The 25,780-nt window shown below is 67.8% G+C and carries 29 protein-coding genes; 14 read left to right on the forward strand and 15 right to left on the reverse strand.

What is annotated here, in order from left to right:
- Positions 1-53 precede the first annotated feature (53 nt).
- The gene (locus tag AUL34_RS06420; RefSeq protein ID WP_061932400.1) at positions 54-1,217 is read left to right on the forward strand and encodes an AI-2E family transporter; all 1,164 of its coding nucleotides are present in this window, start codon (positions 54-56) and stop codon (positions 1,215-1,217) included.
- Between the two features lie 60 nt (positions 1,218-1,277).
- Here the strand turns inward: AUL34_RS06420 and AUL34_RS22805 are convergent, their stop codons facing one another.
- The 3 genes from AUL34_RS22805 to AUL34_RS06435 form a co-directional block, all read right to left on the reverse strand.
- On the reverse strand, positions 1,278-2,309 hold the full coding sequence (locus AUL34_RS22805) for an OmpA family protein (protein ID WP_244492465.1): 1,032 nt from the start codon (positions 2,307-2,309) through the stop codon (positions 1,278-1,280).
- A 1,096-nt stretch (positions 2,310-3,405) separates the two neighbouring features.
- Entirely contained in the window at positions 3,406-4,545 is a 1,140-nt protein-coding gene (locus AUL34_RS06430; RefSeq protein WP_061932402.1) for an FAD-dependent monooxygenase, read from the reverse strand.
- Between the two features lie 13 nt (positions 4,546-4,558).
- Positions 4,559-4,804 carry a zinc-finger domain-containing protein gene (locus AUL34_RS06435; protein ID WP_061932404.1) on the reverse strand — a complete coding sequence of 82 codons (246 nt, stop codon included), beginning with the start codon at positions 4,802-4,804 and terminating at the stop codon, positions 4,559-4,561.
- Positions 4,805-4,935: 131 nt separating this feature from the next.
- On the opposite strand from AUL34_RS06435, the gene AUL34_RS06440 reads away from it, so the two are divergent.
- The 3 genes from AUL34_RS06440 (at position 4,936) to AUL34_RS06450 (ending at position 6,979) form a co-directional block, all read left to right on the forward strand.
- Complete coding sequence (locus AUL34_RS06440; RefSeq protein WP_061932406.1) at positions 4,936-5,709, forward strand: alpha/beta fold hydrolase; 774 nt, start codon at positions 4,936-4,938, stop codon at positions 5,707-5,709.
- A 162-nt stretch (positions 5,710-5,871) separates the two neighbouring features.
- Entirely contained in the window at positions 5,872-6,693 is an 822-nt protein-coding gene (cysE, locus tag AUL34_RS06445) for a serine O-acetyltransferase (RefSeq protein WP_061932441.1), read from the forward strand.
- A 76-nt stretch (positions 6,694-6,769) separates the two neighbouring features.
- The gene (locus tag AUL34_RS06450) at positions 6,770-6,979 is read left to right on the forward strand and encodes a DUF3126 family protein (protein WP_061932408.1); all 210 of its coding nucleotides are present in this window, start codon (positions 6,770-6,772) and stop codon (positions 6,977-6,979) included.
- Between the two features lie 94 nt (positions 6,980-7,073).
- Here the strand turns inward: AUL34_RS06450 and AUL34_RS06455 are convergent, their stop codons facing one another.
- A complete protein-coding gene (locus AUL34_RS06455; RefSeq protein WP_244492466.1) occupies positions 7,074-7,667 on the reverse strand; it encodes a transglutaminase-like cysteine peptidase in 594 nt (197 codons plus the stop codon).
- A gap of 439 nt (positions 7,668-8,106) precedes the next feature.
- A complete protein-coding gene (locus AUL34_RS06460; protein ID WP_061932410.1) occupies positions 8,107-8,712 on the reverse strand; it encodes a PilZ domain-containing protein in 606 nt (201 codons plus the stop codon).
- 298 nt (positions 8,713-9,010) lie between these two features.
- Here AUL34_RS06460 and AUL34_RS06465 point away from each other — a divergent pair, with 298 nt between their 5' ends.
- Together AUL34_RS06465 and AUL34_RS06470 are read left to right on the forward strand one after the other, a co-directional pair.
- Positions 9,011-9,673, forward strand: coding sequence for a rhomboid family intramembrane serine protease (locus AUL34_RS06465; protein WP_244492467.1), 663 nt, complete (start codon positions 9,011-9,013; stop codon positions 9,671-9,673).
- A gap of 65 nt (positions 9,674-9,738) precedes the next feature.
- Entirely contained in the window at positions 9,739-10,176 is a 438-nt protein-coding gene (locus tag AUL34_RS06470) for a CBS domain-containing protein (protein ID WP_061932412.1), read from the forward strand.
- Positions 10,177-10,186: 10 nt separating this feature from the next.
- On the opposite strand, the gene AUL34_RS06475 is transcribed toward AUL34_RS06470, so the two are convergent.
- From AUL34_RS06475 to folE, 3 genes are all read right to left on the reverse strand, one after another.
- Positions 10,187-11,173: a patatin-like phospholipase family protein gene (locus AUL34_RS06475; RefSeq protein ID WP_061932445.1), complete on the reverse strand. Its 987-nt coding sequence runs from the start codon at positions 11,171-11,173 to the stop codon at positions 10,187-10,189.
- A gap of 117 nt (positions 11,174-11,290) precedes the next feature.
- On the reverse strand, positions 11,291-11,704 hold the full coding sequence (gene hisI, locus AUL34_RS06480; protein ID WP_061932414.1) for a phosphoribosyl-AMP cyclohydrolase: 414 nt from the start codon (positions 11,702-11,704) through the stop codon (positions 11,291-11,293).
- The gene (gene folE / locus AUL34_RS06485; RefSeq protein ID WP_061932416.1) at positions 11,701-12,321 is read right to left on the reverse strand and encodes a GTP cyclohydrolase I FolE; all 621 of its coding nucleotides are present in this window, start codon (positions 12,319-12,321) and stop codon (positions 11,701-11,703) included. The genes hisI and folE overlap by 4 nt, the downstream gene beginning before the upstream one ends.
- Positions 12,322-12,545: 224 nt before the next feature.
- Here folE and AUL34_RS06490 point away from each other — a divergent pair, with 224 nt between their 5' ends.
- The 3 genes from AUL34_RS06490 to thrS all read left to right on the forward strand — a co-directional run bounded on the left by AUL34_RS06490 (position 12,546) and on the right by thrS (position 15,382).
- On the forward strand, positions 12,546-12,989 hold the full coding sequence (locus AUL34_RS06490; RefSeq protein ID WP_061932418.1) for an iron-sulfur cluster assembly scaffold protein: 444 nt from the start codon (positions 12,546-12,548) through the stop codon (positions 12,987-12,989).
- Positions 12,986-13,282 carry a membrane protein insertion efficiency factor YidD gene (yidD, locus tag AUL34_RS06495; RefSeq protein ID WP_082653195.1) on the forward strand — a complete coding sequence of 99 codons (297 nt, stop codon included), beginning with the start codon at positions 12,986-12,988 and terminating at the stop codon, positions 13,280-13,282. Before AUL34_RS06490 ends, yidD begins: the two co-directional genes overlap by 4 nt.
- Before the next feature lie 132 nt (positions 13,283-13,414).
- A complete protein-coding gene (thrS, locus tag AUL34_RS06500) occupies positions 13,415-15,382 on the forward strand; it encodes a threonine--tRNA ligase (RefSeq protein ID WP_061932420.1) in 1,968 nt (655 codons plus the stop codon).
- A gap of 28 nt (positions 15,383-15,410) precedes the next feature.
- On the opposite strand, the gene AUL34_RS06505 is transcribed toward thrS, so the two are convergent.
- Positions 15,411-16,523, reverse strand: coding sequence for a hypothetical protein (locus tag AUL34_RS06505; protein WP_244492469.1), 1,113 nt, complete (start codon positions 16,521-16,523; stop codon positions 15,411-15,413).
- 151 nt (positions 16,524-16,674) lie between these two features.
- On the opposite strand from AUL34_RS06505, the gene AUL34_RS06510 reads away from it, so the two are divergent.
- The 3 genes from AUL34_RS06510 to AUL34_RS06520 all read left to right on the forward strand — a co-directional run bounded on the left by AUL34_RS06510 (position 16,675) and on the right by AUL34_RS06520 (position 19,106).
- Entirely contained in the window at positions 16,675-17,256 is a 582-nt protein-coding gene (locus AUL34_RS06510) for a nitroreductase (RefSeq protein WP_061932451.1), read from the forward strand.
- On the forward strand, positions 17,256-17,855 hold the full coding sequence (locus AUL34_RS06515) for a flavin reductase family protein (RefSeq protein WP_061932422.1): 600 nt from the start codon (positions 17,256-17,258) through the stop codon (positions 17,853-17,855). Before AUL34_RS06510 ends, AUL34_RS06515 begins: the two co-directional genes overlap by 1 nt.
- A gap of 111 nt (positions 17,856-17,966) precedes the next feature.
- Positions 17,967-19,106 (forward strand): DUF2336 domain-containing protein, encoded by a 1,140-nt coding sequence (locus tag AUL34_RS06520; RefSeq protein ID WP_156420817.1) that lies wholly within the window; start codon positions 17,967-17,969, stop codon positions 19,104-19,106.
- A gap of 2 nt (positions 19,107-19,108) precedes the next feature.
- On the opposite strand, the gene AUL34_RS06525 is transcribed toward AUL34_RS06520, so the two are convergent.
- From AUL34_RS06525 to AUL34_RS06535, 3 genes are all read right to left on the reverse strand, one after another.
- Entirely contained in the window at positions 19,109-19,882 is a 774-nt protein-coding gene (locus AUL34_RS06525) for an NAD kinase (RefSeq protein ID WP_061932426.1), read from the reverse strand.
- 91 nt (positions 19,883-19,973) lie between these two features.
- Complete coding sequence (locus AUL34_RS06530; protein WP_082653200.1) at positions 19,974-21,113, reverse strand: Gfo/Idh/MocA family protein; 1,140 nt, start codon at positions 21,111-21,113, stop codon at positions 19,974-19,976.
- Positions 21,114-21,242: 129 nt separating this feature from the next.
- Positions 21,243-22,631 (reverse strand): MFS transporter, encoded by a 1,389-nt coding sequence (locus AUL34_RS06535; protein WP_370539027.1) that lies wholly within the window; start codon positions 22,629-22,631, stop codon positions 21,243-21,245.
- Between the two features lie 151 nt (positions 22,632-22,782).
- Between AUL34_RS06535 and AUL34_RS06540 the strand changes: the two genes are divergently transcribed.
- The gene (locus AUL34_RS06540) at positions 22,783-23,433 is read left to right on the forward strand and encodes an SOS response-associated peptidase (RefSeq protein WP_061932453.1); all 651 of its coding nucleotides are present in this window, start codon (positions 22,783-22,785) and stop codon (positions 23,431-23,433) included.
- A gap of 41 nt (positions 23,434-23,474) precedes the next feature.
- Here AUL34_RS06540 and AUL34_RS06545 read toward each other — a convergent pair whose 3' ends face one another.
- Positions 23,475-23,813 (reverse strand): hypothetical protein, encoded by a 339-nt coding sequence (locus AUL34_RS06545; protein ID WP_061932432.1) that lies wholly within the window; start codon positions 23,811-23,813, stop codon positions 23,475-23,477.
- A gap of 23 nt (positions 23,814-23,836) precedes the next feature.
- Complete coding sequence (locus AUL34_RS06550; RefSeq protein ID WP_082653197.1) at positions 23,837-24,181, reverse strand: DUF2934 domain-containing protein; 345 nt, start codon at positions 24,179-24,181, stop codon at positions 23,837-23,839.
- Positions 24,182-24,317: 136 nt separating this feature from the next.
- On the opposite strand from AUL34_RS06550, the gene AUL34_RS06555 reads away from it, so the two are divergent.
- Complete coding sequence (locus tag AUL34_RS06555) at positions 24,318-25,397, forward strand: enoyl-CoA hydratase/isomerase family protein (RefSeq protein WP_061932435.1); 1,080 nt, start codon at positions 24,318-24,320, stop codon at positions 25,395-25,397.
- Here the strand turns inward: AUL34_RS06555 and AUL34_RS06560 are convergent, their stop codons facing one another.
- Positions 25,398-25,580 (reverse strand): hypothetical protein, encoded by a 183-nt coding sequence (locus tag AUL34_RS06560; RefSeq protein WP_061932437.1) that lies wholly within the window; start codon positions 25,578-25,580, stop codon positions 25,398-25,400.
- Positions 25,581-25,780: the final 200 nt, after the last annotated feature.

Consider the following 25,780-nt stretch of genomic DNA (forward strand, 5'->3'; position numbering starts at 1 on the left):
GAACGTCGCGGACCGGCTGGCGTTGCAACCGGAAGGCATGCCGGAAGTGATCGATGAGTGAGACGAAGCACGAGCCCAGGGAGCCGGCGATCGTCGCGCCCGCGATCGGCCTGGTGAACCGCCAGACCTTTCAGGCCGGCCCGCGATGGGCCATCACGGGCATCTTCCTGATCCTCCTCTTCGGTGCCCTCTACCTCGCGGCGAGCTTCGTTTTGCCGGTCGTGTTCGCGCTGCTGTTCATGCTCGTGCTCGGCCCCGTGGTGCGCTTTGCCCAACGCCGGCTGCACATCTGGCCGCCGCTGACGGCCGCCGCGCTGGTGTTCGGTACGTTCCTCGTGATCATCGGCGGCTTCTCCTTCCTGACGGGGCCGCTCACCGATCTCGCCAGCAACGTGCCGCGTTACGTCGCCGCCGTGAACGATGAGGTCGAATCGGTGCGCGAACGGCTCGGGGCGCTGCGAGGCGCCCGCATCGAGGCCACCGAGGCGGTGCGAAGCGAAGCGGCGCCGGACCAGCCGCAAAGCGTGATCCTGGACGGGCCACAGCTTTTGAACAGCGCGGCACTTATGGTTCCGCAGATCGGCGCCAGCATCGCCTTCGCGCTGATCTTCCTGTTCTTTCTCCTGTCGTCGGGCAGCCTGTTCTACCAGAAGCTCATCGAGTCGCTTCCGCGGTTCTCGGACAAGAAGCTGGCACTGACGATCGCGCACGAGATCGAGACCGAGCTGTCTCGCTACCTTTTCACCATCACCCTGATCAATGCGGGGCTGGGTGTCGCGATCGGCTCGCTGATGTGGTCGATCGGCCTGCCGATGGCGCCGGTGTTCGGCGTCCTCGCCTTCGCGCTGAACTTCATCCCCTATCTCGGCGCGATCGCGGGGATGATTCTGGTCGGGCTGGTGGGTCTTGCCGAGCGGGGTGAGGTGGCGGGTGCGCTCCTGCCGGTGCTTCTCTACTTCGGCGCCACCACCATCGAAGGCCAGTTCCTGACGCCGATCCTCGTCGGTCGGCGCCTTGCCATGAACGCGGCGGCCATCTTCCTCTCCGTTGCCTTCTGGGGCTGGATCTGGGGCGTGGTCGGGATGTTCCTGGCCGTTCCGATCATGGTCGGCCTGCGCATCGTCGCCGGCTATATCGACAGCCTCAAGCCGCTCGCCAACTTCCTTTCGGCGGAACGACAGCCCGCCGACGAAAAAGGCGAAGCCGAAAGCGGCTGATCGTCCGAGGAAAAGGGCGAAGGCCGGGGCGCGTCGGCGTCCCGGCCTTCCTTGTCGTCGTCAGTTGGCCTGCGAGGTCTGCACCGGCTTCACGAGCGGGGTGATGCGACGCAGCGTGACGCGTCGGTTCTCGCGGTTGGCCGCTTGCGTGTCGACCTTGAGGTCCTCCTCCCCGTAGCCCTGCGTGACGAGATTCTCGGACGGGATCTCGAAATACTGGCTGAGGGCGGAGGCGACTGCTTCGGCGCGGCGGTCCGAGAGCGCCAGATTGGCCACATTGCTGCCGACGGCGTCCGTGTGACCTTCCAACAGGAACACCTCGCCGGGGTTCTGATCCACCACGCGTTTCACCGCATCGGCCAGCGCCTGGAGGTTCTCCACCTCGCTCTGCTGGATTTCCGCCGAGCCGAAGCCGAAGTTGATCGTGTTGAGGTCGATCCGGCGTACCTTGTCGCGAATGCGGGGGCTGCGGCGGACCTCGTTGAGCGAGTAGATCCGCTCCACGGTCTCGACCGGCGGAGCGACGATCGTGTCGTAGTAGAGCGTCTCGTCCGGTTCGGAGACGTCGACGATGTAGCGGTCTTCCGGGATCTCGAGCCGCAGCGGCGGCAAATCGGCCCCGGCGTCGGCATAGTAGTCCGGCCGCTGGTCGTCTTCGGCATAGGGATCGTAGAACAGGACGGTCTCGCGACCGTCAGGCGCAATGCGCGAACGTTGGATCACGTCGCCGTACTCGTTCTCGATCGTGATGACCTGAACGCCGTTGGGGCGCGAGATCACCTGCCGGGTCAAGCCGCGCGGAAGCTGCTCGTAGTAGACCTCGCGCGAGTTGCCGACCAGACGGTCGCTATCGTCCGAGCGGATGAAGTAGGCGGCTGCCGCCCCCACCGCCGCGCCGGCAACGCCCGCGCCGACCAGCGAGAGGATATCGCGGTCGCCGACACGCTCGATCACCTGCACGTTGTTCGGCAGCATCACCTGCGGAGCCGCCTCCAGCCGCTGGCCCTGCTCGGCCGTGATCGGGCGGACCTCGACCGGAGCGGCAAGCTGCTGGACGCGTGCGTCGCTGGCGCCGACGCCGCCTTCCGGCACCGGGGCCGTCTGGATGTCGGCGGCGACGGGCTGTGGGTTCTGCGCCGGCGGAGGCGCGAGGGTCCCGGACTGTTGCGCTGGTGCAGGGGCCGGGGCCGGAGCCGTCCCTGGCTGACCGGGAGCCGCTCCCGGCAGCGGCGCGGGGACCGCGCCTGCCGGGGCGGGGGGGGCAGGCGGCGTGCCCGGTGCCACGGGGGCGCCGTCCGGTGCACGCAGCGCCGGGTCCGTCGGTGCGGTCGGCGGCGTCAGCGGCTCACCAGGGTTGGCGGCCGGCGCCACGGGCTCCGAGCCAGGGATCGGCGGCGCGGGCGGTTGTGCGTCAGGCGTCGGCGTCGGCGGAGCAGCCGGCGTCTCTCCGGCACCGGCCGGAGGCGTGGCCGGTGTCACTGCCGCGGGCGGCGTGGGCTGGGCTTCGGTCGCCGGCGCGGGAGGCGCGGCGGGTGCGACAGGAGCAGGTGCCGCGGGGGCGGGTTCCGGCGACGGCGTAGCAGGCGCGGCTGGTGCGTCCGCGCCATTCGACAGGTCGTTCTGGGTTCCGGCGTCGGCGGGAAGCTCCGCGGGGTTGCCTTCGGGGGCATTCACCGGCGGGCCGCTGTCCGGCGCCGCTTGCACGGGTTCGGCTGGCGCTTCGGGAACAGGCGCCGGCTCCGGTTCCGCTGGCGGGGCCGGGCGTTCGGCGGGCGCTTCGGGTTCACGGGCTGCCGGCGCTTCCGGCTCGGGAGCAGGGGCTGCCTCGGGCTCGGGTGCGGGGGCCGCCTCGGGCGCAGGTGCGGGTTCCGGCGCGGGGGCTGCCTCGGGTTCGGGCGCACGCTCGGCCGGAACTTCCGGCGGCGCGTCCTGAATTAGTGGCGGCGGCGTTTCCGCCTCTTGCGCAAGGGCGGAAAGCGGGCCGCTCAGCGCCGTCGATGCGGCCAGTGCCGTCACCGTCAGCAGGCGTCCCGTTCGCTTCAAATCCATCATCGTTCGGCCTTTTCGTTGCGTCCCTTGCGATCGCCGGGTGCTCAATCCGCAGAACAATGCCGGGTTGAACGGGTCCGATGCCCGGCAAACTAGGCCGGAGGTGGCGCAAGGGAATGAAATCGGAGCGGTCGGCCGATCAGTTTCCGCTGATCGCCAGGGCTTCGTCCGCGCGCCAGTCGTAGAGCCATGCGAGGTCGCGGCGAAGCGACGCCGGCGAGCGCAGGGCAAGCGCGAGGTCGCGCGCCAGGGATAGCGGACGGGGGAGGTGGTAGACGCGGCGGTGAAAGGCGACGCGGGCCAGCACCTTGCCGACCCGCGGCGCTCGCAACGCCTCGTAGCGTCGTAATGCGGAGCCTCGGTCGGCGGCGTCGTCGAGGCATGCGGACAGAACGAAGGCGTCCTCGATCGCCATCGCGGCGCCCTGTGCGGCGTAGGGAAGCATGGCATGCGCGGCGTCGCCGACGAAGGCGATCGGCGCGGGACCTTCTGCTCGCCATCGCGGCATCACGGTAAGGAGCGGCCAAGCGCCGAGCGGTCGGGCCTGCGCCAGACTGCCGGCAAGTCGCGCGTCCCAGCGGGAGACGGCCCCGAGCGTCGGTTCGCCTGCCGGAACGATCACCACCAGGTTTTCAGCGCCCGCGGCATCGATCCGATAGCGCACGGCGTGTCGACGCGCGCCCAGCCAGGCCTCGATCGCTGCCGCCGGTTGATCGGTCGGCGCGGCCGTTGCCGCAAAGCGCAAGGCCGTTGCGCCCGACGGCTGTGGGGAGGGAAAGCCGAGGAGCCGGGCGGCATCCGACCTCACTCCGTCGGCAGCCACCAGAAGATCGGCTTCGTCCCGCAGGTCGCCCGAAGGGCCGCCGAATTCGGCCTGGATACCAGGCGCGGTGGCGTCCAAAGCCACAAGCGGCTGGCCGAGATGAAGTTCGATCTGCGGCACCCGATGCACCGCTACCAGAAGCACGCGCTGGAGGTCGGCCCGATGCAGGACCCGGTATCCCCGCCCGTCCGTACTGGAGACCGGAACGGTGGCAATCCGTCGCCCCGTCGGCCCGTCGCGCAGGACCACGCTGTCCGCCGCGACGCCGACCGTGTCGACGGCGACACCTAATCGATGCAGCACGTCGAGGGCGTTGGGGGAGAGCTGGATGCCTGCCCCTACCGCTTCCAGCCTCGCGGCCCGCTCGCGGATGCGCACCGTCCAGCCGCGTTGCGCGAGGGCGAGGGCGGCGGTCAATCCCGCGATGCCCGCGCCGGCAATCACCGCATCGGGCACAGCGGTGTTCGGATCAGGCGGCGCGCGGCTGGTAGAGGCAGCCGGGCGGAACGCTCTCGTTGCGCTTGAGCGCGGTGTTCAACTTGTAGAGCGTCGAGCAGTAGGGACACACCTTCTCGCCCTCGTCCCCCATGTCGAGAAAGACGTGCGGGTGGTCGTAGGGCGGTGTCGCGCCGACGCACATGAATTCGGCGACGCCGATCTCGATCACCCCATGGCCCCCGTCGTTCTGGAAGTGGGGGGTTCCGTAGTCGGCCATCCTGCCGTCTCCATTCGACTGCCTCGAAGCGGGCGGAACTTATCCATCTCGGCGTCAAAAGAACAGGGTGGTTCTGTCGCCCGTCTTCAGGGTATCGGGAGCGGAGTTCGCCCGAGCGGAAAGATGCCGATATGCCCGAGTTCCAGAATGACGGCCTACGTCTCCAGTATTTCGACGAAGGGGATCGCGGTGCGCCCGCCATCGTGCTGGTGCACGGTTTCGCCTCCAACATGCGCGTCAACTGGATCGATCCCGGCTGGGTCGACACGTTGGCACGCGCCGGCTACCGCGTCCTCGCCTTCGACCACCGCGGTCATGGCGACAGCGACAAGCCGCACGACACGGCCGCCTATACGCCTGAGGCGATGGTCGGCGACCTCCGGGCGCTGGTGGACGGCCTCGGCATCGAACGCGCGGCGCTGTTCGGCTATTCGATGGGCGCGCGTGTCTCCGCGTTCGCAGGCCTTCACCATCCCGAACGCTTCCCCGTTCTGGTCTTCGGCGGGCTCGGCATCGGGCTGGTGGAGGGCGTCGGCGACTGGGATCCTATCGCCGACGCGCTGCTTGCACCTTCGCTCGGCGACGTGTCGCATGAACGCGGCCGCATGTTCCGTGCCTTCGCCGATCGGACGGGAAGCGACCGGCTGGCGCTCGCCGCCTGCATCGCGACGTCGCGTCGTGAACTGACCGGGAGCGAGGTCGGCTCGCTCCGCCAGCCGACCCTGATCGGCGTCGGCACGCGCGACGACATCGCCGGTTCGGCCGAGGCGCTGGCCGCGCTGATGCCGAACGCCGACGTCTTCGCCATCGCCAACCGCGACCACATGCTCGCGGTGGGGGACCGCACGTTCAAGGCGGCGGCCGTCGATTTCCTCGGCCACCACCGCCAGGCCTTCGCCGCCTGAAAAGAGTCGAGGATTTCCAAAGTGGTCGACATCGCGTAGACGCTGGCGGACCGGAGGCGCGGCCGCAGTGCCTTTTGAGCGCGGCCGAACATGCTGGCGAAGCGCGCCATCGTACTTATGTTTGACCGCAAGCGCGCGACCCGAGCGAGAAGGCAAGTGACGATGAGCGTCTTGATGAAGTCCGCAGCGGACCGCGTGCAGGCCGTGGATCCGATCTGGACGCGCATGCGCGACGAGGCGCAGACCGCGAGCGAACGCGAGCCAGCGCTCAGCGGCTTCCTTTATGCCACCGTCCTCAACCATCGATCGCTAGAAACCGCCATCGCCCACCGCATCGGCCAGCGGCTCGATCATGCCGACCTGCCGGCGTGCCATATCGAGCAGGCCTTTGCGGAGATGAGCGCTTCGCGCTCCGAATGGGGTGGCGTCCTGCGCATCGATCTGCAGGCCGTGTTCGATCGCGATCCGGCCTGCGAGCGGATCATCGAGCCCTTGCTCTACTTCAAGGGCTTTCACGCGATCCAGACGCATCGCCTGGCCCACTGGCTCTGGAACGAAGGGCGCAAGGACTTCGCGCTCTATCTTCAGTCGCGCTCCTCGTCCGTGTTCCAGACCGACATTCATCCGGCCTCGCGCATGGGGCGCGGCATCTTCCTGGACCATGCCACGGGGCTCGTCGTGGGATTCACGGCGGTGATCGGCGACAACGTGTCGATCCTGCAGGACGTGACGCTCGGCGGCACCGGCAAGGAATTCGGCGATCGGCATCCCAAGATCGGCAACGGCGTCCTCATCGGCGCGGGCGCGAAAGTTCTGGGCAACATCAAGGTCGGCGACTGCTCCAAGATCGCGTCGGGCTCCGTCGTCCTGGCCGAGGTGCCGCCCAATTCCACGGTCGCGGGCGTGCCGGCGCGCATCGTCGGCAGTTCCGGCTGCGCCGAGCCTGCGCGCGCCATGGACCAGAATTTTTCCCGCGCCGACTGAGCGCGGGGCATCCGTTCGGCCGTTTCGGCCGTTGCAACCCTCGACGCGTCCTATAGCGCCCAAGGAGACTGACCTCGTGAAGCCCGACGAAATCCGCAAGCTCGAAGCCTATCTGAACCGCACGTTCAAGACGTCCGGCATCCAAGTGAAGGCCATGCCGCGCAAGAAGGACACCGCCGAGATCTATGTGGGCGAGGATTTCATCGGAACGGTCGGCAAGGACACGGACGAGGGGGAAACCTCCTACCACGTGACGATCACGGTGCTCGACATCGACCTGGAGTGATCCTCGCGCGCCTTCGGCGGAAGATCATAGACCCAACGAAAAAGGCCGGCGCATTGCCGGCCTTTTTCGTTGGGGTCGAAGCGAAGGGGCGGGTTCAGCGCACGCTGCCGACCAGCATGTCGCGTCCGTCTTCGATCGCTACCCACTTTGCGGAGTTCTGTTCGGACTGGCGCTTGAGAAACTTGTAGGGCGTGAGGGTCCAGTCCAGGGCGCGCTTGTCCAGGTTGTCGAGAACGATGTCGCCGCGGTTGGTGCGCACGGTGAGCACCGCGTGGCCTTCGCCGTTCGGCTGGCGCACCACGGTGATCAGGAGCGCCGAGCGCGGCAGACCCTCGCGCTCCAGCATGTACTGCTTCAGGAGGGCGAAGTCCTCGCAGTCCCCTTCGATCGAAGGGTAGGACCAGAGCTCGGCGACGCCGTGCATCTCCATGTCGGTCCGCGGGATGATGCCTTCGTTCACCGAGTTGTTGACCTCGACGATCGACTGCCACGTGCGGTCGGAGATTTTGACGATGCCGACGCTCGCATTCGGACCGCAGGTGTCCGGATACGACTTGCAGAACTCGAAATGCCCGATTGGCTGGGACGTGGGGCCGCGCAGCGTCATCCCGGCATTGGCCGAACCTGCCCAGAGGAGGCTGACGGCCAGAAAGGTAACGAGTGAGAGAAGGCGGTTCGAGAGCTGCACTTTCGGTCTCCAGCGGTGACACACGCACAGTCGCAGACCGGATTTACCTGAAGTCCAAACGCCGAATATGAATTTTCGTAAACTGATCCTCTAATTGTTCAGATCTCTTGCTTGCGAGCGTCTGAAGAATTGGGCTTAAGAGATCGCTTCGCTGCGCAATGCTTCGGTAAGCATGGGTGCACCGCTTCCACGAAGGTGAACGCACGGCGGCGCGGCCCTCCGTTCTCGATGGGCCGACGCGCCGAGGCGTTAACGAGCCGACGTCGGAAGCGTTAACGGCGAGGGGAGAGGTCTGCCGGATGGGTCTCGTCACGCTCGCCACACTCCTTAAGAAAGGATGAGCGAGACCTTAACGGGAGAGCGCGAGAGCGCCGTCGGGCCGTTTGAAACGGTCCCCGTTATCCACAGGGAAGTGATCGGCAGCCGCGTCCGGCGCTGGTCAGCCGAGCTGGTCGAGGAGGGATTCGCGGCTCTGGAGCGAGGAAAACTCGACGGCGACGCCGTCTTCGAGCTGGCGAACGACTCGTCCCGTCATCGTACCGAGCGTCAGGCGCGAGCCGATCGCCGGTCGCACGGCGCAGACGATCGCGGCGCCGGATAGCGACAGGTCGTTGATGCGGACCTCGTAGGAGCGGCCGTCCTCGAGCACCATGCGGATAACCGGGTTGCGCGGCTGGATACGCTCGTGGCGGCGGTCCTCGGGAAGCGAGAGCTCGGAGCGGTTGGCCAGCCACATGAGCTGCGCGGCGAGCTTTTCGCGCTTTCTCTCCGTGGCGTTCAGCACGAGCGCGAAGCCACCCGGGAAGCAGCGGGCGACGGTGCCCTCCAGCCGGCCGACCTGATCGGCATAGAGGATGACCCGTTCGCCTTTGGCCGGTTCGACCGGCGTCACCACGGCGACGTCGCCGGGGGACATGTTGTCGACGCGGCACGGATATTCGCGTTGATCTTCCAGCATGAAGCGACCGAGGAGATCGATCGAGACGCGTTTGTAGTGGCGACGGTCCTCCGTCACGGCAAGCGTCTTGGGCTGGATGTTCAACATGGTCTCGGCCCGGTTCTCAGGTTTCCAATTGATAAGCGACGAGGCTTAACAAGGCCTTGTGGGAGCGACGCAAAGGAAAGGGATCGGGAACTATAAGGCACCGGTGCTCTGGCAGGCAGGCACGCGCCCGGGATGTGCCATTGCCGACGAGCATTGCCCCGGTCGCCGCGAGCGATACAACGGCCCTTCCATTGGGAGTTCGCCTGTGTCGCTCGATCATCGCCTTTCCCCGCCCGATCATCCGGCGCCCCCACCGCCGCCGCCGCCGCGTCAGCCCGCGTTCAACGTTCCGGGTATCGTGCTCGGACTGCTGGCGCTTCTCGCGCTGATCCACTGGATCCGGGTTGACTGGCTCGACGACACGCAGGCCGGCTGGACGCTTCTGAACTTCTCGTTTCTGGCAGGCTGCTACGGCTCGTCCGACGAGATCTGCCTGCTGCGCGAGCCGTTCGCGTCCTGGGCGTCTTTCGTCACGCACGCATTCCTGCACGGCGACTGGATGCATTTCGCCACCAACGCCGTGTGGTTGCTCGCGTTCGGCACACCCGTCGCGCGGCGGTTGGGCGTCGCGCGCTTTCTCATCTTCTGCGCCGTGGGAGCGATCGCTGGCGCGGCGTTGTTCTACGTGATGAACCCGGATCTCATCCAGCCGATGATCGGCGCGTCCGGCGTGGTGTCGGCGCTGATGGGCGGCGCCGCGCGGTTCGCGCTGGGCTCGATGGGGCGGGGCGACGTCGCCTATGCGCCGCTCCTGTCGATCCCCCGCAGCCTGTCGGATCGGACCGTCCTGTTCTTCATCATCGTGTTCTTCGTCACCAACATCGCGCTCGGCTCCGGCGCCGGCCTGCTTCTGGGCGAGGGCGCGGCCGTCGCGTGGGAGGCGCATGTCGGCGGCTTCCTGTTCGGCTTCCTCTGCTTCTCCGCATTCGACCCGCGCCGCCAGCACGCCGTCGACCTCTGAGGAACGGTTGCGAAGCGGCCGGCTTCGTCGCACGATGCACGGGAAAAAGGTGGAAGGAGGCCATCATGACCGTACGTCGTATCCTCGAAACGAAGGGAAGAGACGTCGTGACCATCGATCCGGAAACCACGGTCGCCGAGGCCGTCCAGGTTCTGGCGGAACGGCGGATCGGCGTCCTCGTCGTCACCGGACCGGACGGCTCCCTCCAGGGCATCCTCTCGGAACGCGACGTGGTGCGCCTCGTCGCCGGCGGCGGTACGGATGCGCTATTGGGCCGGATCGCGGACGTCATGACCCGCGATGTCACGACGGCGACGGAGGAGACCACGGTGGACGAGGCGATGGAGGTGATGACCCGTCGTCGCTTCCGCCACTTGCCCGTGTGCGCGGAGGGTCGGCTCGTCGGCATCGTGTCGATCGGCGACGTCGTGAAGCGGCGAATCGAGGCGGCGGAGCAGGAGGCGGAGGAGATGCGCAGCTACATCCACGCCGCGGCGGGCTGATCGGCAAGGCTCAAGGCGAGTAGAGACATTCCTGCAGCCTGCGGATCTCGCTCATGGAGCGCATCGTCTCCTCGTAGCCGAAGGCGATGCACTCCTTGGCGCGGAAGAACTCCGACAGCCCGATGTCGCGCACGCGCGGATGGACCGAGAGGTCCGGCGGATCGCCCGCGAGGCGCGAGCGCGAGATGCGATCCTGGATGATGTTGAAGGCGTCGACCACCGAGCGGGCGAAGCCGATGCGATCGCGCCGGTTGCCGGTCGCCATCTGCGTGCGAAGCAGCGGATCGACGGCATTGACCGACGCCGTGCCGGCCGGATCGCTGCCCTCGGCTCGCATGCGCAGGACGGCTGCGCGACCGAACAGGTCGTAGTGCAGGTTCACCGCCACCACGAGCGGTTGCTCGTAGGCCCGGCAGACCGACACCGGCACAGGATTGACAAGTGCGCCGTCCGACAGCCGCCGTCCGCCGCACTCCACCGGTTGGAAGATGCCCGGCACCGCGTAGGAGGCGCGCATCGCCAACACCAGCGAGCCGGAATCCAGCCACACCTCGTGACCGTTCCGCCCTTCCGTGGCGACGGCGACGAAGGGCCGGTCGAGGTCCTCGATCCGGATATCCTTCAAGGTGTTCACCAGCCGCGCGTTGAGGCGCATGCCGCCGAGCAGCCCTTCGCCGCCGAAACGGAAATCCAGAAGCCCCATGAATCCGCGCCGCGTCAGCGACCGGGCGAAGGCCTCCAGTTCGTCCAGGCGCCCGGCAAGGTAGCAGCCGCCGACAAGCGCCCCGATGGAGGTCCCCGCGATCATGGAAACCGGAATGTCAGCCTCGTCCAGGGCGCGAAGGACCCCGATATGAGCCCAGCCGCGGGCCGCCCCGCCGCCCAGCGCCAAGGCGACGCCCTTGCGTCGTGGCTTCGGCGTGCGCGAGGTTGCCGCGGCGTCGGCTCTCGTATCTGCCGGCGCGCGCTCGGCCTGCTTGAATATGCGATCCAGCATCATGTCCCGCGTCCGTGGACTGGTCCCATCAACGAAGGATGGGCTCGGATGCTTTCCGCACCATGCATGATCGACGTTAACGCGGACACAAGTTGTTGTGCACTGCGACAGAACGTGTCATCTGAACGTCAGCCGCCCGCCATCGGAACCGAGCGAGACACGGCGATAGAAGCACGTCTCCCGGCCCGTGTGGCAGGTGTCCTCGGGTTTGGCGACCGAAACCTTCAACCAGATGGCGTCCTGATCGCAGTCCACCCGCACCTCCCGGACGTCCTGGAGCGCGCCCGACGTCTCGCCCTTCTTCCAGAGCTTGCCGCGAGAACGGCTCCAGTAATGGGCGATGCCGGTGCGCAGGGTGAGATCCAGCGCCTCGGCATTCATGTGCGCCACCATGAGAAGGCCGCCGCTCTCGACGTCGGTGACGACGGCCGTGATCAATCCGGCCGCATCGAAGCGGGGCGTCAGGACCGTGCCCTCCTCGAGCTCGGCCTTCCGGCCGGGCAGGGGGAAGCGGGAAGCGTCCCCGCTCAACGCCCGCCGACCATGGCGAGAAAGCGGGTCTGCTCGTCACGATCGTCCCGGAACGATCCGTAGAACGAACTGGTGACGGTGGTGGAGCCGTGCGTGCGGATGCCGCGCATCGACATGCACATGTGCTCGGCCTCCAGCATGACTGCGACGCCCTTCGGCGTCAGCGCGCCGTCGATGACGGCGGCGATCTGCTCGGTGAGCTTCTCCTGCGTCTGCAGGCGGCGCGCGAAGATCTCGACGACGCGCGGGATCTTCGACAGGCCCAGCACTCGGCCATCCGGCACGTAGGCCACATGCGCCTTCCCGATGATCGGCACCATATGGTGCTCGCAGTGCGAGGTGAACGGAATGTCGCGCAGAAGAACCATCTCCTGGTAGCCTGCGACCTCCTCGAAGGTGCGCGTCAGAACCTCGGCGGGCTGCTGGCCGTAACCGCCGTAGAGCTCCTCGTAGGCCTTCACCACGCGTCGCGGCGTGTCGATGAGGCCCTCGCGGTTCGGGTCTTCGCCGATCCAGCGCAGGAGCGTTCCAACGGCGGCTTCGGCCTCCTCGCGCGACGGGCGGCTGACCGGTTCGGACGAGGCGGCCGGGGCAAGCTTTCTGATCGTGGCGTCCATGATGAACCCTGAGCCGAGGCGACTGCGCCGATGGGATCGCGGCGAATGCCTCGCTTCGATCCGAAGGCTCGTTGATGTTATAGTATACCACTTCCGTCAACCCGACGGACGGCGGCCGAAGCGTCCGGACGCCTTTCGGCGTTCCGCTGCGGCTCCTATATAGACACGACGCACGGCGGTTCACAGCACCGTCGTTCCACGACGCAGCGTCCACGGAACACGCCATGATCGACGATCTCTACAACGACAGAATTCTCGACCTGGCCGGCAACATTCCCCGGATCGGACGCCTCGAACACCCTGACGGTTCGGCCAAGGCTCATTCCAAGCTCTGCGGTTCGACGGTGATCGTGGATCTGCGGCTCGCGGACGGCGTCGTTTCGGACTTCGCCCACGAGGTGCGCGCGTGCGCTCTCGGCCAGGCGTCGTCGTCCGTCATGGCGCGCCACATCGTCGGCGCGACGCCGGATGAGCTGCGGACGTTGCGCGATACCATGGAACGGATGCTGAAGGCGAACGGCTCGCCCCCCGAGGGTCGCTTCGCCGACCTGCGCTATCTAGAGCCGGTGCGCGAGCACAAGGCGCGCCACGCCTCGACCATGCTGACCTTCGAAGCCGTGGTGGAGGCGCTGGCCAAGGCGCAGGCGCAGGACGGCATCGCCGCTTGAGCGGCCATTCCCACAAACACCTGAACCGGAACTACGCCGGACCCTGGCGTCGCACGCCGGGGCGGCTGCTCGGCACCGGCTTCGTGCGCCTCTACCAGCTGACCTTCTCGCCGCTGGTCGGCGGACACTGCCGCCATATCCCGACCTGCTCGGAATACGCCTACGAGGCGATCGCGCGCCACGGTCTCTGGCGCGGCGGCTGGCTGGCCGCCGGGCGTGTCGGGCGTTGCGGCCCGTTCGGATCGGGCGGCCTCGACCCCGTGCCGGACCGGGAGAAGCCTGCCGGACGCTGACCTGGCGCCGTTACCCAAGCTTGCGCTGTCCGGAAGCGGTGGTAGAAGTCGCGCCTTCGCAAGGGGCCCGTCGCCCCATCGATCCAGCTTTCCCGCAATCGTTGGCGGGGGTGAGCACGCAAGGACAACGCCATGATCGACCTGACCTTCCCCGACCAGTCCGTCCGTTCCTACGATCCTTCGGCCACCGGCGCGGAGATCGCCGCTGGCATCTCGAAGTCGCTCGCCAAGAAGGCGATCGCCTATGCGCTCGACGGCGAGGTCCGCGACCTGTCGGATCCGGTCGGCCGCTCCGGGCGCCTCGAGATCCTGATGCGCGACGACGAGCGCGCGCTCGAACTCATCCGCCACGACACGGCGCATGTGCTCGCCGAGGCGGTGCAGGAGCTCTGGCCGGGAACGCAGGTGACGATCGGCCCCGTGATCGAGAACGGCTTCTACTACGACTTCGCCAAGGAGACGCCCTTCACGCCCGACGACCTGCCGGTGATCGAGAAGAAGATGGCGGAAATCATCCGCCGCAACGCACCCTTCACCAAGGAGGTCTGGTCGCGCGAGGAGGCCCGCCGCGTGTTCGGCGAGCGGGGCGAGACCTACAAGGTCCAGCTGGTCGACGCGATCCCGGAAGGCCAGGACCTCAAGATCTACCGCCAGGGCGAGTGGTTCGACCTTTGCCGCGGCCCGCACATGGCCTCCACGGGCCAGATCGGTGAGGCGTTCAAGCTGATGAAGGTTGCGGGCGCCTACTGGCGCGGCGATTCGAACAACCCGATGCTGACGCGCATCTACGGCACGGCCTGGGCGACGCCGGAGCAGCTGAAATCCTACCTCCACATGCTGGAGGAGGCCGAGAAGCGCGACCATCGCCGGCTCGGCCGCGAGATGGACCTCTTCCATTTCCAGGAGGAGGGGCCGGGCGTCGTGTTCTGGCACCCGAAGGGCTGGTCGCTGTTCCAGAACCTTGTCGCCTACATGCGCCGCCGCCTGAAAGGCGACTACGCCGAGGTGAACGCGCCGCAGGTGCTCGACAAGTCGCTCTGGGAAACGTCGGGCCACTGGGGCTGGTACCGCGAGAACATGTTCCAGGTGCAGTCGGCCGGCGACGAGGCCGAGGACAAGCGCGTCTTCGCGCTGAAGCCCATGAACTGCCCCGGCCACGTGATGATCTTCAAGCACGGCCTGAAGTCCTATCGCGAACTGCCGATCCGCTATGCCGAGTTCGGCACGGTCCATCGCTACGAGCCGTCGGGCGCCATGCATGGGTTGATGCGCGTGCGCGGCTTTACGCAGGACGACGCGCACATCTTCTGCACCGACGAGCAGATGGAAGCCGAGTGCCTGAAGATCAACGACCTGATCCTCTCGGTCTATCGCGACTTCGGCTTCGAGGAGATCGTGGTCAAGCTCTCGACGCGTCCCGAAAAGCGCGTCGGCACCGACGCGATGTGGGACCGTGCCGAAAGCGTCATGCGAGACGTGCTGAAGACCATCGAGGCGCAGTCGGGCGGGCGCATCAAGACCGGTATCAACGAGGGCGAGGGCGCCTTCTACGGGCCGAAGTTCGAGTACACGCTGAAGGACGCCATCGGCCGCGAATGGCAGTGCGGCACGACGCAGGTGGACTTCAACCTGCCCGAGCGGTTCGGCGCGTTCTATATCGACAGTAACTCCGACAAGGTGCCGCCGGTGATGATCCACCGCGCCATCTGCGGCTCGCTGGAACGCTTCCTCGGCATCCTGATCGAGAACTTCGCCGGGCATTTCCCGCTCTGGCTGGCGCCGACGCAGGTCGTGGTCGCGACGATCACCTCCGAGGCCGACGACTACGCGCGCCAGGTGGCGGAGGAGTTGAAGGCGGCCGGGATGCGCGTGGAGATCGACGTGCGCAACGAGAAGATCAACTACAAGGTTCGTGAGCACTCGCTCGCCAAGGTCCCGGTGATTCTTGTGTGCGGCAAGCGCGAGGCGGAGGAGCGTTCGGTGAACCTGCGCCGTCTCGGCTCGCGAGACCAGGAAGCCATGAGCCTCGTCGATGCGCTGACGCTCCTGCGGGACGAGGCGGTCGCGCCCGACCTTCGTCCGCGCGCGCTCGCCGCCTGACGGGACGAGCTCCGGCGGCTGCGCCTCGTCAGTCGCCGGTGCCCACGTCCGGGCTGTTGGGATCGACGAGGTCGCTGGTCAGCACTTCGACCTCCTCGTTCTCGCCCGGTCGCACGGCGATCTGCCGCTGGAAGATCCGGTCCTTGTTGCGGGCGACCAGCACGTAGTCGCCTTCCGTCAGCACCATCGAAGCGAACGCGCCGACGCTCTCGCGTATGATGTCGCCCTGGTCCGACGCCACCGACCAAGCGGTGTCGGCGAGCGCCTCGCCACCCTTCTCGCGCACCAGCTTCATCGTCACTTCCGCCGCCCGGTGGTGCAGCGTGGCGTCGGTGATCTTGCCGGCTTCGACGCGGATGTCGGCGCGCGCGATGGCGTTCACTGAGCCGTAGCGCGAGATGACGTGATAATCCCCGGCATTAAGCCGCAGGACGCTTTCCGCATTCACATCGGTCGCGAGCAACCGCCGGTCCCGTCCGTCCGCCCCGCCGGCATAGACGTCGAAGCTGATCTTCCCGGCCGGAAGCGTGCGCCCGTTGAGGATGCCTGCGTGCAGCCGCAGACCTCCGGCGTCCAGCGCCACGGTTTCCTGCGTTTCCTCGCCCGAGAAGTCGATGCGCTTGGTCATGCCTGCGCGCCCGAAGCCCACATGCAGCAGATAGTTGCCGGCCGGAACGTCGAAGGTCGCCTGCGCGCCCTTGGCCATGGCGACCACGGGAAGCTTGCCGTCCGGTCCCGCCAGCGGCGCGAACAGGCGCCACACGAGATCGGACGGGATTTCCGGCCCGCCCTTGCCGAGCGTCGCCTTCAGCCGCAGGCTCTTGTTCGGGCGGACGATGTCGAGCTGGGGGGCGGGCTGCGGCGCGAAGGCCGGCAGACTCGGCAGGTTCAGCTCCGGCTCCAAATCGAACTCGTGACGCTCGGGGAGGGCGATCGGCTCGAGCTTGCGCAAGCCGACCGAGGGCGCGACGCCGATGTCCTGGCTTCGCAGGTCCCGGGGAATGGCCGACGGCGAGGCGTAAGCGCCGGGCTGGTCCGGTCCGCCGCCAGGCCCCGGAGGTGCATCCTGCGCCAGGGCCACGGCCAGCGAGAGAAGGAGGGTTCCCACGGACAAGGCGATGCCGGACGCGCGCTTGATCAACCTTCATCCTCCCTGGCCTGTCGCCGGAAGGGTCCATCAATGCCATCTCGTGGTCCATTTCAAGGCGTTCGTGCGCGGCGCGGCATCGCGCCGGTTGGCCCACGGGCCGAGTTCGGCTAGCACGGCGCCTGGATCGCACGAGGACTGCCCGATGATCGACGCCAAGACACTTCTGGCCACGCGCCGCTCGGTTTCCATTCCCGCCCTGCGGGCGCCGGGCCCGTCCGAGGACGCGTTGCGCGACATCCTGACCGCCGCGTCGCGGGTGCCCGACCACGGCAAGCTCGCTCCATGGCGATTCATCCTGTTTCGCGGGCCCGCGGCACCGGCTCTCGGACGGGCGATGGCGGATCTTGCCGAACGCCGGGAGGGCCCCTTGAGCGAGGCGCGTCGAGCCTACGAGGAAGCCCGTTTCACGCGCGCGCCGCTGGTCGTCGGCATCGTCTCCACGGCTCGGCCGCATTTCAAGATTCCGGAATGGGAGCAGGTTCTGTCGGCCGGCGCGGCGACCATGAACCTGATCCACGCCGCCCACGCCCACGGTTTTGCCGCCAACTGGATCACGGAATGGGTGGCCTACGACGAGGAGGCCAAAGGCCTCATGGGAATCGGTGAGGGCGAGAAGGTCGTCGGATTCGTCTATATCGGCACGCCCTCCGAGGTGCCGAGCGATCGCCCGCGCCCCGAGCTTTCGGTGGTGGTCTCCGACGCGCCGATGCCGGTGGGATCGTGATGTTCTACGAGACCGCGACCAACGATCACGGCCTTCCCCACGACCCGTTCAAGGCGATCGTCGCCCCGCGTCCGATCGGATGGATCTCGACGCGCGCCAAAGACGGCACGACGAATCTTGCGCCCTACAGCTTCTTCAATGCCCTGTCGGATCGTCCGAAGCTGGTGATGTTCGCGTCGTCCGGCATGAAGCACTCGGCGAGCATCGCCATCGAGACCGGCGAGTTCGCGGTGAATCTGGCGACGCGCGACCTCGCCGAGGCGGTGAACCTCTCGTCCGCGCCCGCTCCGATGGGTGCGAGCGAGTTCGCGCTCACCGGACTGACGGAAGCGCCATGTCGCCTCATCGCAGCGCCGCGGGTCGCGCAAGCGCCCGCAGCCCTGGAGTGCCGACTGACACAGTGGTTCCGGCCCGTAGGCCTCGACGGCGCGGAAGGTGAGACGGTGATGGTGATCGGCGAGGTCGTCGGTATCCACATCGACGAGCGCATCCTTCGCGACGGCCGGATCGCGCTCGACCTCGCGCGGCCGCTGTCGCGTCTCGGCTATCTCGACTTCGCATCCACGGACGAGGCGTTCGAGATGCGCCGGCCGAGGTGAGCGGGGGGGCTTCCGCAGGGTTAAGCAAGCGTTGGGTTATGTGGTGAACGGTTTCTTAAAGCTTTGAACGTCATCGTGGTCCGCATCGGGTTTGTTGCGGATCGTGGGTTCATGCTGGCACAGCAATTCGTCTTCTGGTGCGAGACTGCGACGGCCAACGAGCGTTGCGCCGCCGTCGAGATGCTGGCCGACGCCGTGATCCATCGCAAGTTCCTGCCGAGCGACCTTCGCGAGGCGGAAGCTGCGCTCGTCATCGCCGCGGAAGACCCGTCGCCCCGCGTGCGTCGGGCCATCGCGGAGGGCATCGCGGAAGCCGCCAACGTTTCGCGCCAGCTCGTGCGCATCCTGGCCCAGGACGTGGACGACGTGGCACTGCCCCTGGTTCTTCTCTCGCCCATGCTGACGGTCGAGGACCTGTGCGAGTTGGTCCGCACCGGCCGCCTCGGGCTCTGCGTCGGGGTTGCGCGTCGCGCCGACCTTTCGGCCACTGTTGCGGCCGAGATCGTGGCGGCGGGCGAGCCGACGGCCTGCCTCGAACTTGCTCGGAACCGCACGGCGACGCTCGAAGGCGCCGCGATGGCGCGCCTCGTCGAGGTGGCGGCGGACGCCGGTGAACTCCGCTTCGCGCTTCTCCAGCGCGACGATCTGCCGACGGGTCTGCGTCACGCGCTTCTGTCCCATCTCGGCAGCGCTCTGTGCGCTTCGCCGCTGGTGACCAACGTCGTCGGGCTGCCGCGCGCCGCGCGTCTTCGCGAGGAACTCAACGAGCAGGCGACGGCCTCGCTGATCGACACGATCAAGGCGGACGAGATCTCGGCCTTCGTGGAGCAGCTCCGCGGCGCGAGCCAGCTCAACGCCGCGGTCCTGGTTCGGGCCGTGTGCATGGGTCGTGTCGACCTTTTCGCCGCGTCCCTGTCGCGACTGTCGGGGCTGCCGGACACGCGCGTGCGCGCCATCGTGGCCGATGCCCGCGAGCCGGCCTTCGTGGCGCTCGCAGCGGCCGCCGGCCTGCCGAAAACCGTGGTGCCGCTGCTCCTGTCTGCCGTACGGGTCTGGAAGGACATGGCAGGCGACGACCGGTTCGACCCTGCCGACGTCGCATCCACCGTCATGGACCGCGTGACCGTCGCGTTCCGCAAGGACGCCGGTGGCGCGCAGTCGGACGATCTCGGTCGCCTCCTACATCGCATGTCCTGCGAGGTCCAGGAAGGCAAGGCGCGCCGGCGCGCCGAACGCTACCTCGCGGCGTGACGCTAGTAGCGGAACTGCTCCGCCAGGATCCGCTCGTCCCAGGAATGCTCGGCATCGAACAGGATCAGGCTGCGCAACTCGGCCGATTCGCGAATGCGGATCGACTGGACCGACTTCACCTCGCGATGGTCGGCCACTGCGTTGACGGGCCGCTTCTGCGCCTCCAGCACCTCGACATCCACGATCTGATGGCGTGACAGGAGCGCGCCGCGCCAGCGCCGGGGGCGGAAGGCGCTCACCGGCGTCAGCGCCAGAAGGGGCGCACTGATCGGCAGGATCGGGCCCTGGGCCGAGAGGTTGTAGGCCGTGGAGCCCGTGGGAGTGGCCACGAGAACGCCGTCGCAGACGAGTTCCTCGAGCCGCGTCTTGCCGTCGATGCTGATCTTCAGCCGCGCCGCCTGATAGGACTGGCGGAACAGCGCGACTTCGTTGATCGCCAGAGCCGAATGCGCCAGGCCGTCGCCGTCGACCGCCGTCATTTCCAGCGGATGGATCACCGTCTCGGTGGCCCGCTCGAGCCGGCCGGACAGGTCGTCCTCCCGGTACTCGTTCATCAGGAAGCCGACCGTGCCTTTGTTCATGCCGTAGATCGGCTTGCCCGTGTCCATGAAGCGGTGGAGGACGTGAAGCATGAACCCGTCCCCGCCGAGCGCGACGATGACGTCTGCGTCCTCCGGCTCCACGGTTCGGTAGAACTCCGAAAGGCGATCGGCCGCCTCGGCGGCTTCCGGCGCATCGCTGGCGAGAATGGCGATAGGGCGTGACGTGCTGTGCATGACGTTCCATGAAGGACGGGCTGGCCGCCGACGCTCCGCAGGAACCTAGCCGCAACGCGGGCCCGCGCAAGTCCCGGCCATCGCGCGGCGGTCAGAAGGTCGAGCGTGGCCGGTAGGGCATCGGATAGCGCTCGGCGCTCTGGGCGACGATCGAGAGTTCGGTGACGTGCAGCGCGAAGGCGTCTGCGAGCGGGGGGCGTGCACTGGCGCGGATCGCCTCCGCCATTTGCGCGGGGCCCCGCATGAAATCCATGCGCGACGAGGTGTCCGGCACGGTCGCGCCGCTGCGCGGCACGGGTAGCTTGCGCCCGAACCAGTGCTTCAGCGGGCGTCCTCGCTCCAGTCGGCGCAGGACCTTGCCGAGGATGCCGGCTCGCGGGCGCCAGTGGCCGGCGGGATCGCGCAGGTAGATCGGCGACCGTGCGTTCCAGCCGTCCGTCACCGACAGGACGCCCTTGGTGCCGACGATATGCAGCGACCGGTCGCTCGGCGCGGCGAGACCGCATGTGAGGCGCGCGACGGCGCCGCTGCGAAAGCGCAGGCAGGCGACGGAAAAGTCGTTGGCGATCTCCGCCGCCGTCTGGCTCGTACCCTTGTCGGGAAAGAGCTTGGCGGAGAAGGCGGTCATCTCCTCCACCGGGCCGAAGAACTCGCAGAGCCAGGTGAGATAGTAGCCCGCGTGCTCCAAAGTGCAGCCGACGGCGAATTCATCTTCCGCCGGCCACGGCGCGCCGGACAGGCTGCGCCAGGAACGGTAGTTCTCGCGGAAGACCATCGAGTCCTCCATCTCCGCATAGGCGAGACGGACCTCGCCGACCGTCCCGTCCTCGATCGCCCGGCGCGTGGTCTGCGCGGCCTCGCCGAGGACGGAGGAGGGGGCGCTGGCGACTTGCAAGCCCTTTTCGCGCGCCAGGGTCACCAGATGCTCGGCCTCGCCGATCTCCATCGCCAGCGGCTTTTCGGAGTAGACGTGCCGACCGGCCTCGAGGCACGCCAGCGAGACGGCGTAGTGGCTCGACGGGTTGGTGAGGTTCAGGACGAGGTCCACCGACGGGTCGGCCAGGAGCGCATCCAACGTGTCGAAGATGCGTGCGCCGTGAAAGGCCGCGAACCGCTTCGCAGCGCCGCTGTCGCGATCGTGGACGCCGACGAGCTTCAGCTCGGGATGATTGGGCAGGGTCGTCATGTAGTAGTCGGCGACGAAGCCGCAGCCGACGATCGCGATGTTCATGGCGGCCTCCAGCGGTCCCGAGGCCACTAGCTCTGCCATCGCAGCCGATAAGGAATTGCCAACGGCTCCGGTTCTTCGGACCGGCCGATCGTCGATCCGCGATGCGTCTTCGCCTCGCGGGTCAGGACGTCAGCCCCCCGCCGCCATGTCCTCGGCCTGCGCTGCGCTCGCAGGCGCGGGGGCTCGCTGGGGCTCGTAGCGGCGCAGGAGGCTGGGAACGATGCCAGCCGCCGCGAGCGCTGCCGCCAGCATCAGGGCTGCTCTCAGCGGCTGCTCGGAGACGAGGCCCAGCATCACCGCGACGAGCGCGACACCGAGCGATTGGCCGACGAGCCGAGCCGTGGACTGAATGCCGCTCGCGCCACCGCTCCGTTCGCGCGGGGCACTGGTGATCAGGATCTTGTTGTTCGGGGTCTGGAACAGGCCGAAGCCGAAGCCGGCCAACGCTAGGCGCCAGACGAGATCCGCATCGCTTGGGGAAGCGGGAAGAAACACCAGCGCGAGGAGTCCTGCGGAAAACAGGGCAAGTCCGATCGCGCTGAGACGGCCGGGATCGAAGCGATCGGCGAGCCTTCCGGACACGGCAGCCGCGATCGCCGTGGCGATCGGCCATGGCGTGAGCAACAGTCCGGTCTCGGCCGCCGAGCGTGCGAGCTGGTCGTGCAGCAGGAACGGGAGGGAGACGAAGGCGATGCCCTGCGCGCCGAAGGAGCAGACCGACGTCGTGGCGGACAGCGCGAAGATCGGACGCCGCAGGAGGTCGACCGGCAGGATGGGCTCCTCCATTCGAAGTTGCATGCGCACGAAGAACACGCCGACGACGAGCCCGGCCGCCAGAAGCCCGAGCGAGGCCGCCAGCCCTTCCGAATGGCCGATGCCGTTGACGCCGGAGATCACCATGCCGAACGTCGCCGCGCTGAGAAGCGCGCTCCTGATGTGGAAGGGACGGTCCGACTTCGGCGTGTCGGGCAAGGTGCGCGATCCCGCCAGGAGCGCCAGCAGGCCCACCGGCACGTTGATCAGGAAGAGCGCCTGCCAGGACGTGACCGAAAGGATCGCGCCGGCGATCGTCGGGCCGGCGGCCGACGACACGCCGACCACGATCGCGACCCGCCCGACCGCGCGCCCCAGCCGGGACGCGGGAAAGATGAACCGGACAAGCGCGATGTTGACGCTCATGATCCCCGCCGCACCCATGCCCTGGAGGACGCGGGCGGCGATCAGCATGTCGAGCGAACTCGACAGCGCGCACACCAGCGAGGCGAGCGTGAAGACCGCAAGACCAGTGAGGTAAACGCGGCGATAGCCGAGGATTTCGCCAAGGCGGGCCAGCGGCAGCAGCAGAACCGTGACGGCAAGCTGATAGCCGTTCACCACCCAGATCGCCTCCACGGGCGAGACGCCGAGGTCCTGCGTGATGGGCGGCAGGGCGACGTTGGCCACCGTTCCGTCGAGAACGGCGACGAAGAGCGCCATGGCGATGGTGGCGAAGGCGAGCCGGCGGCGAAGAGGAGGCAACCCGTCCTGGTGCATGCAAAACCGATCGAGCTTTGAGGTCAGCGCGGGCCTCAGGGGGAGTGCTGGTCCCGGAGCGGTCGCGGGCTAGTTGTTGCCCGTAGCAGCACAGGGGTTTGCGGCTGGCAAGGCTCTATTCGTAAGGGAGGCTGCGATCTGCAACCTGTATTCCATCACCACGACACAGTCGGCGATGCGCGCCTTCGCCAAGGCGACGCGCGATCGTCTCGGAAACCTCGCCCCCATGCCGTCCGTCTTTCCCGACCAGGCGGCGCCGATCGTGCGAGTGGCGGACGGAGAGCGGGAACTGACGCTGGCTCGCTGGGGCATGCCCTCGCCGCAGTTCGCGCTGAAGGGGCGAAGCACCGATCCCGGCGTCACCAATATCCGCAACACGGCGAGTCCCCATTGGCGGCGCTGGCTGTCTCCCGCCCATCGTTGCCTCGTGCCCTTCAACGCCTTTTGCGAATACGAGACCACAGCGGACGGCAAGAAGGTGCCCGTCTGGTTCGCCGCCTCCAAGGAGCGTCCACCGCTTGCATTCGCGGGCATCTGGACGGAATGGACCAGCACGCGGCGCAAGGCTGAGGGCGAAGTGACGGTGGACGCCTTTGGCTTCCTGACCACGAGCGCCAACGCCGTCGTCGCTCCGACCCATCCGAAGGCCATGCCGGTGATCCTGACCGAGACGGACGAGATGGATCTCTGGCTGGAAGCACCATGGGCGGAGGCTAAGATCCTGCAGCGACCGTTGCCGGACGAGGCGCTGCGCATCGTGGCGAAGGGGGAGCGCAGCGACGGATAGACCACGCCCGGCGAACCGGAGTTCGCCGGGCGTGCCGTCTGTCAGGCCTTGAAGTCGAGTTCGGCCGGGCTGCCGGTCACCCTGTCCTCGGCCTGCTGGCGAACGGCTTCGTCCTGATCCGCCAAGCCATCCTCGGTTTCGTCGTAGCCGGTACCGGGCATCGGCGCCGTGATCTCGCTTCGCGGCTCGGCACGCAGGTCGATTTGCGTCGCATCGTCGTCGGCCGGCGTGTCGGCACGGCGGTCGGCAGCGTCGCGGGTCGCCTCGGCGGTGGCGCTTTCGAGAAGCGCGCGGTCCGCCTCGTTCAGCTCCGACGTTTCTGCAAATTCACTGCGCTGCCGATCGTTGGGGTTGCGCTGCTCGGGAAAGTCCTTGGCCATGTCGGAGTGCTCCTTCGCGCCGTTCAGGCGCGCGTGCCCTGAGAGGGAACGGTGTTGTCGGGATCGGCATCGTCGTCGTTGGCGCCGGTCGTCTCGCGCGCCGCCTGCCAGCTCGGGCCCCGTGCGCCTTCACCGATGTCGGTGAGTTCGGGGAACTCGCCCTGGTTCTCGAAGGCGACGGCCGGCTCCGGCTTGTCCTCCAGCGTTTCGTCGACAGGGGTGAGGGTCGCTCCGTAACTGTCCTTGAGGGCGACAATCTCGCGCGCCTGAAGCCAGTGCGACTCGGCGCGGCCTTCCGGGCGTCCTTCCGACTCCCAGATCTCTTGCGCCTTCTGGCGAACCCGGTCCTCGTCCAGCGTGGTGCTCATGCTTTGCGTCCCGTTCAAGTCTGCGTTGGTGGGATTACGCGCGACCGGCGCGCCGGTTGCATTTTCCGCGTCTCGTTTGCCGTGACAGGGGGTGGATTTGCGGTCAGGCTGGCAGCCTGTTGGGAGGAACCGCGACATGAGCGAAGACCCGGGCACGATCGTCCCAACCCGCGAGGGCGGGGCAGGGGTCATTCGGCTGAGCCGTCCGAAGGCGCTCAACGCGCTGGATCTTGACATGGTGCGCGCGATGCGCGCCGCCCTCGACGGCTTCCTGCGCGATCCCGACGTCGCGCTGCTGATCCTCGAGGCCACCGGCGATCGCGCCTTCTGCGCCGGCGGGGACATTCGCGCCGTGATCGCCAGCGGACGAGCGCGCGACGGGATCGCAGAGGCCTTCTGGCGGGAAGAGTACGAGCTCCTGTCGCAGCTTTCGCGGTCGGCGAAGCCCGTTGTGGCCTTGGCCGACGGCATCGTCATGGGCGGCGGCGCCGGGCTCGTCATGCATCTGCGGCATCGCGTGGCGAGCGAGCGCGTGCGCTTCGCCATGCCGGAGGTCGGGATCGGCTTCCTGCCGGATGTCGGCGCCACCTTCGTCCTGCCGCGCCTTGCCGGCGCGTTCGGTCGCTATCTCGCCCTGACCGGCGAAGCTGTGGAGGCCGGCGACGCTCTCGCTGCGGGCCTTTTCGACCGCTGCGTGCCCTCGAACCGGATGCCGGCCCTGCGGGGCGCGCTGCTCGCGCTTCGTCCCGGAGCCGACCACGCCGCCGTCGATCGCATCGTCGCCGATCATGCCGACGACCTCAACGCACCGCTTCTCGGCCAGTACGGGACCGCGATCGAGGACGCCTTCGCGCATGCGGAACTCGCTGCGATCGAGGAAACCTTGGCGGCCATGGCGGACGATCCCGTCCACGGCGCGTTCGCGGCGCGGACGCTCGCCACGATGCGCGGGCGCTCGCCTTGGTCGCTCGCGCTGACGAACGCGCTTCTGAAGGCCGGAAGCGGCAGCCGGACGCTCGAAGAATGCCTGTCGCGCGAGTTCCGCGCCGCCTGTGCGTGCCTTGACGTCGAAGACTTCTACGAGGGCGTTCGCGCAGCCGTGATCGACAAGGACCGCAAGCCGGCGTGGCCATCGAGGGGAGCGGATTGGCGGCAGCCGGGTCTCGACGAGATCCTGGCGGAGCACCCCGGAAGGCCGGACCCGGTCTTCGCCTGATCAGCCCTTGGCGGCCGCTTTGTCGTCGAGGATGCGGGCCAGTTCGACCGCAGTGCCGGAAAAGGTCTTGCCGCGCTCGGGGTCGCGGAAGCACTTCCACAGGCCGGTCTTCTTGTCGCGCTTCCAGCCGGCCTTGGCGATCTTCGCCTCGGCGGCGGTCTCGTGCGGCGTCTTGAAGGCCATAACTCGGCTCCCTGCGGTCATCTCCCGCCTTCATAAGCAAACAGCGCTGCGGCGCGATAGCCCACCTCGGCAACCATCGGGCCTCCGGGGGCTTCTGCCGGGGATGATAGGCGCGCAGCGCGACAGGGGATGAAGATCGGCCATGACGAGAACGGTTGTGATCACGGGTGGAACGGCGGGCATCGGGCTCGCCACCGCCG

Origin of the sequence: Aureimonas sp. AU22 (genome assembly GCF_001463745.1) — a bacterium.
Taxonomy (GTDB): Bacteria; Pseudomonadota; Alphaproteobacteria; order Rhizobiales; family Rhizobiaceae; genus Aureimonas.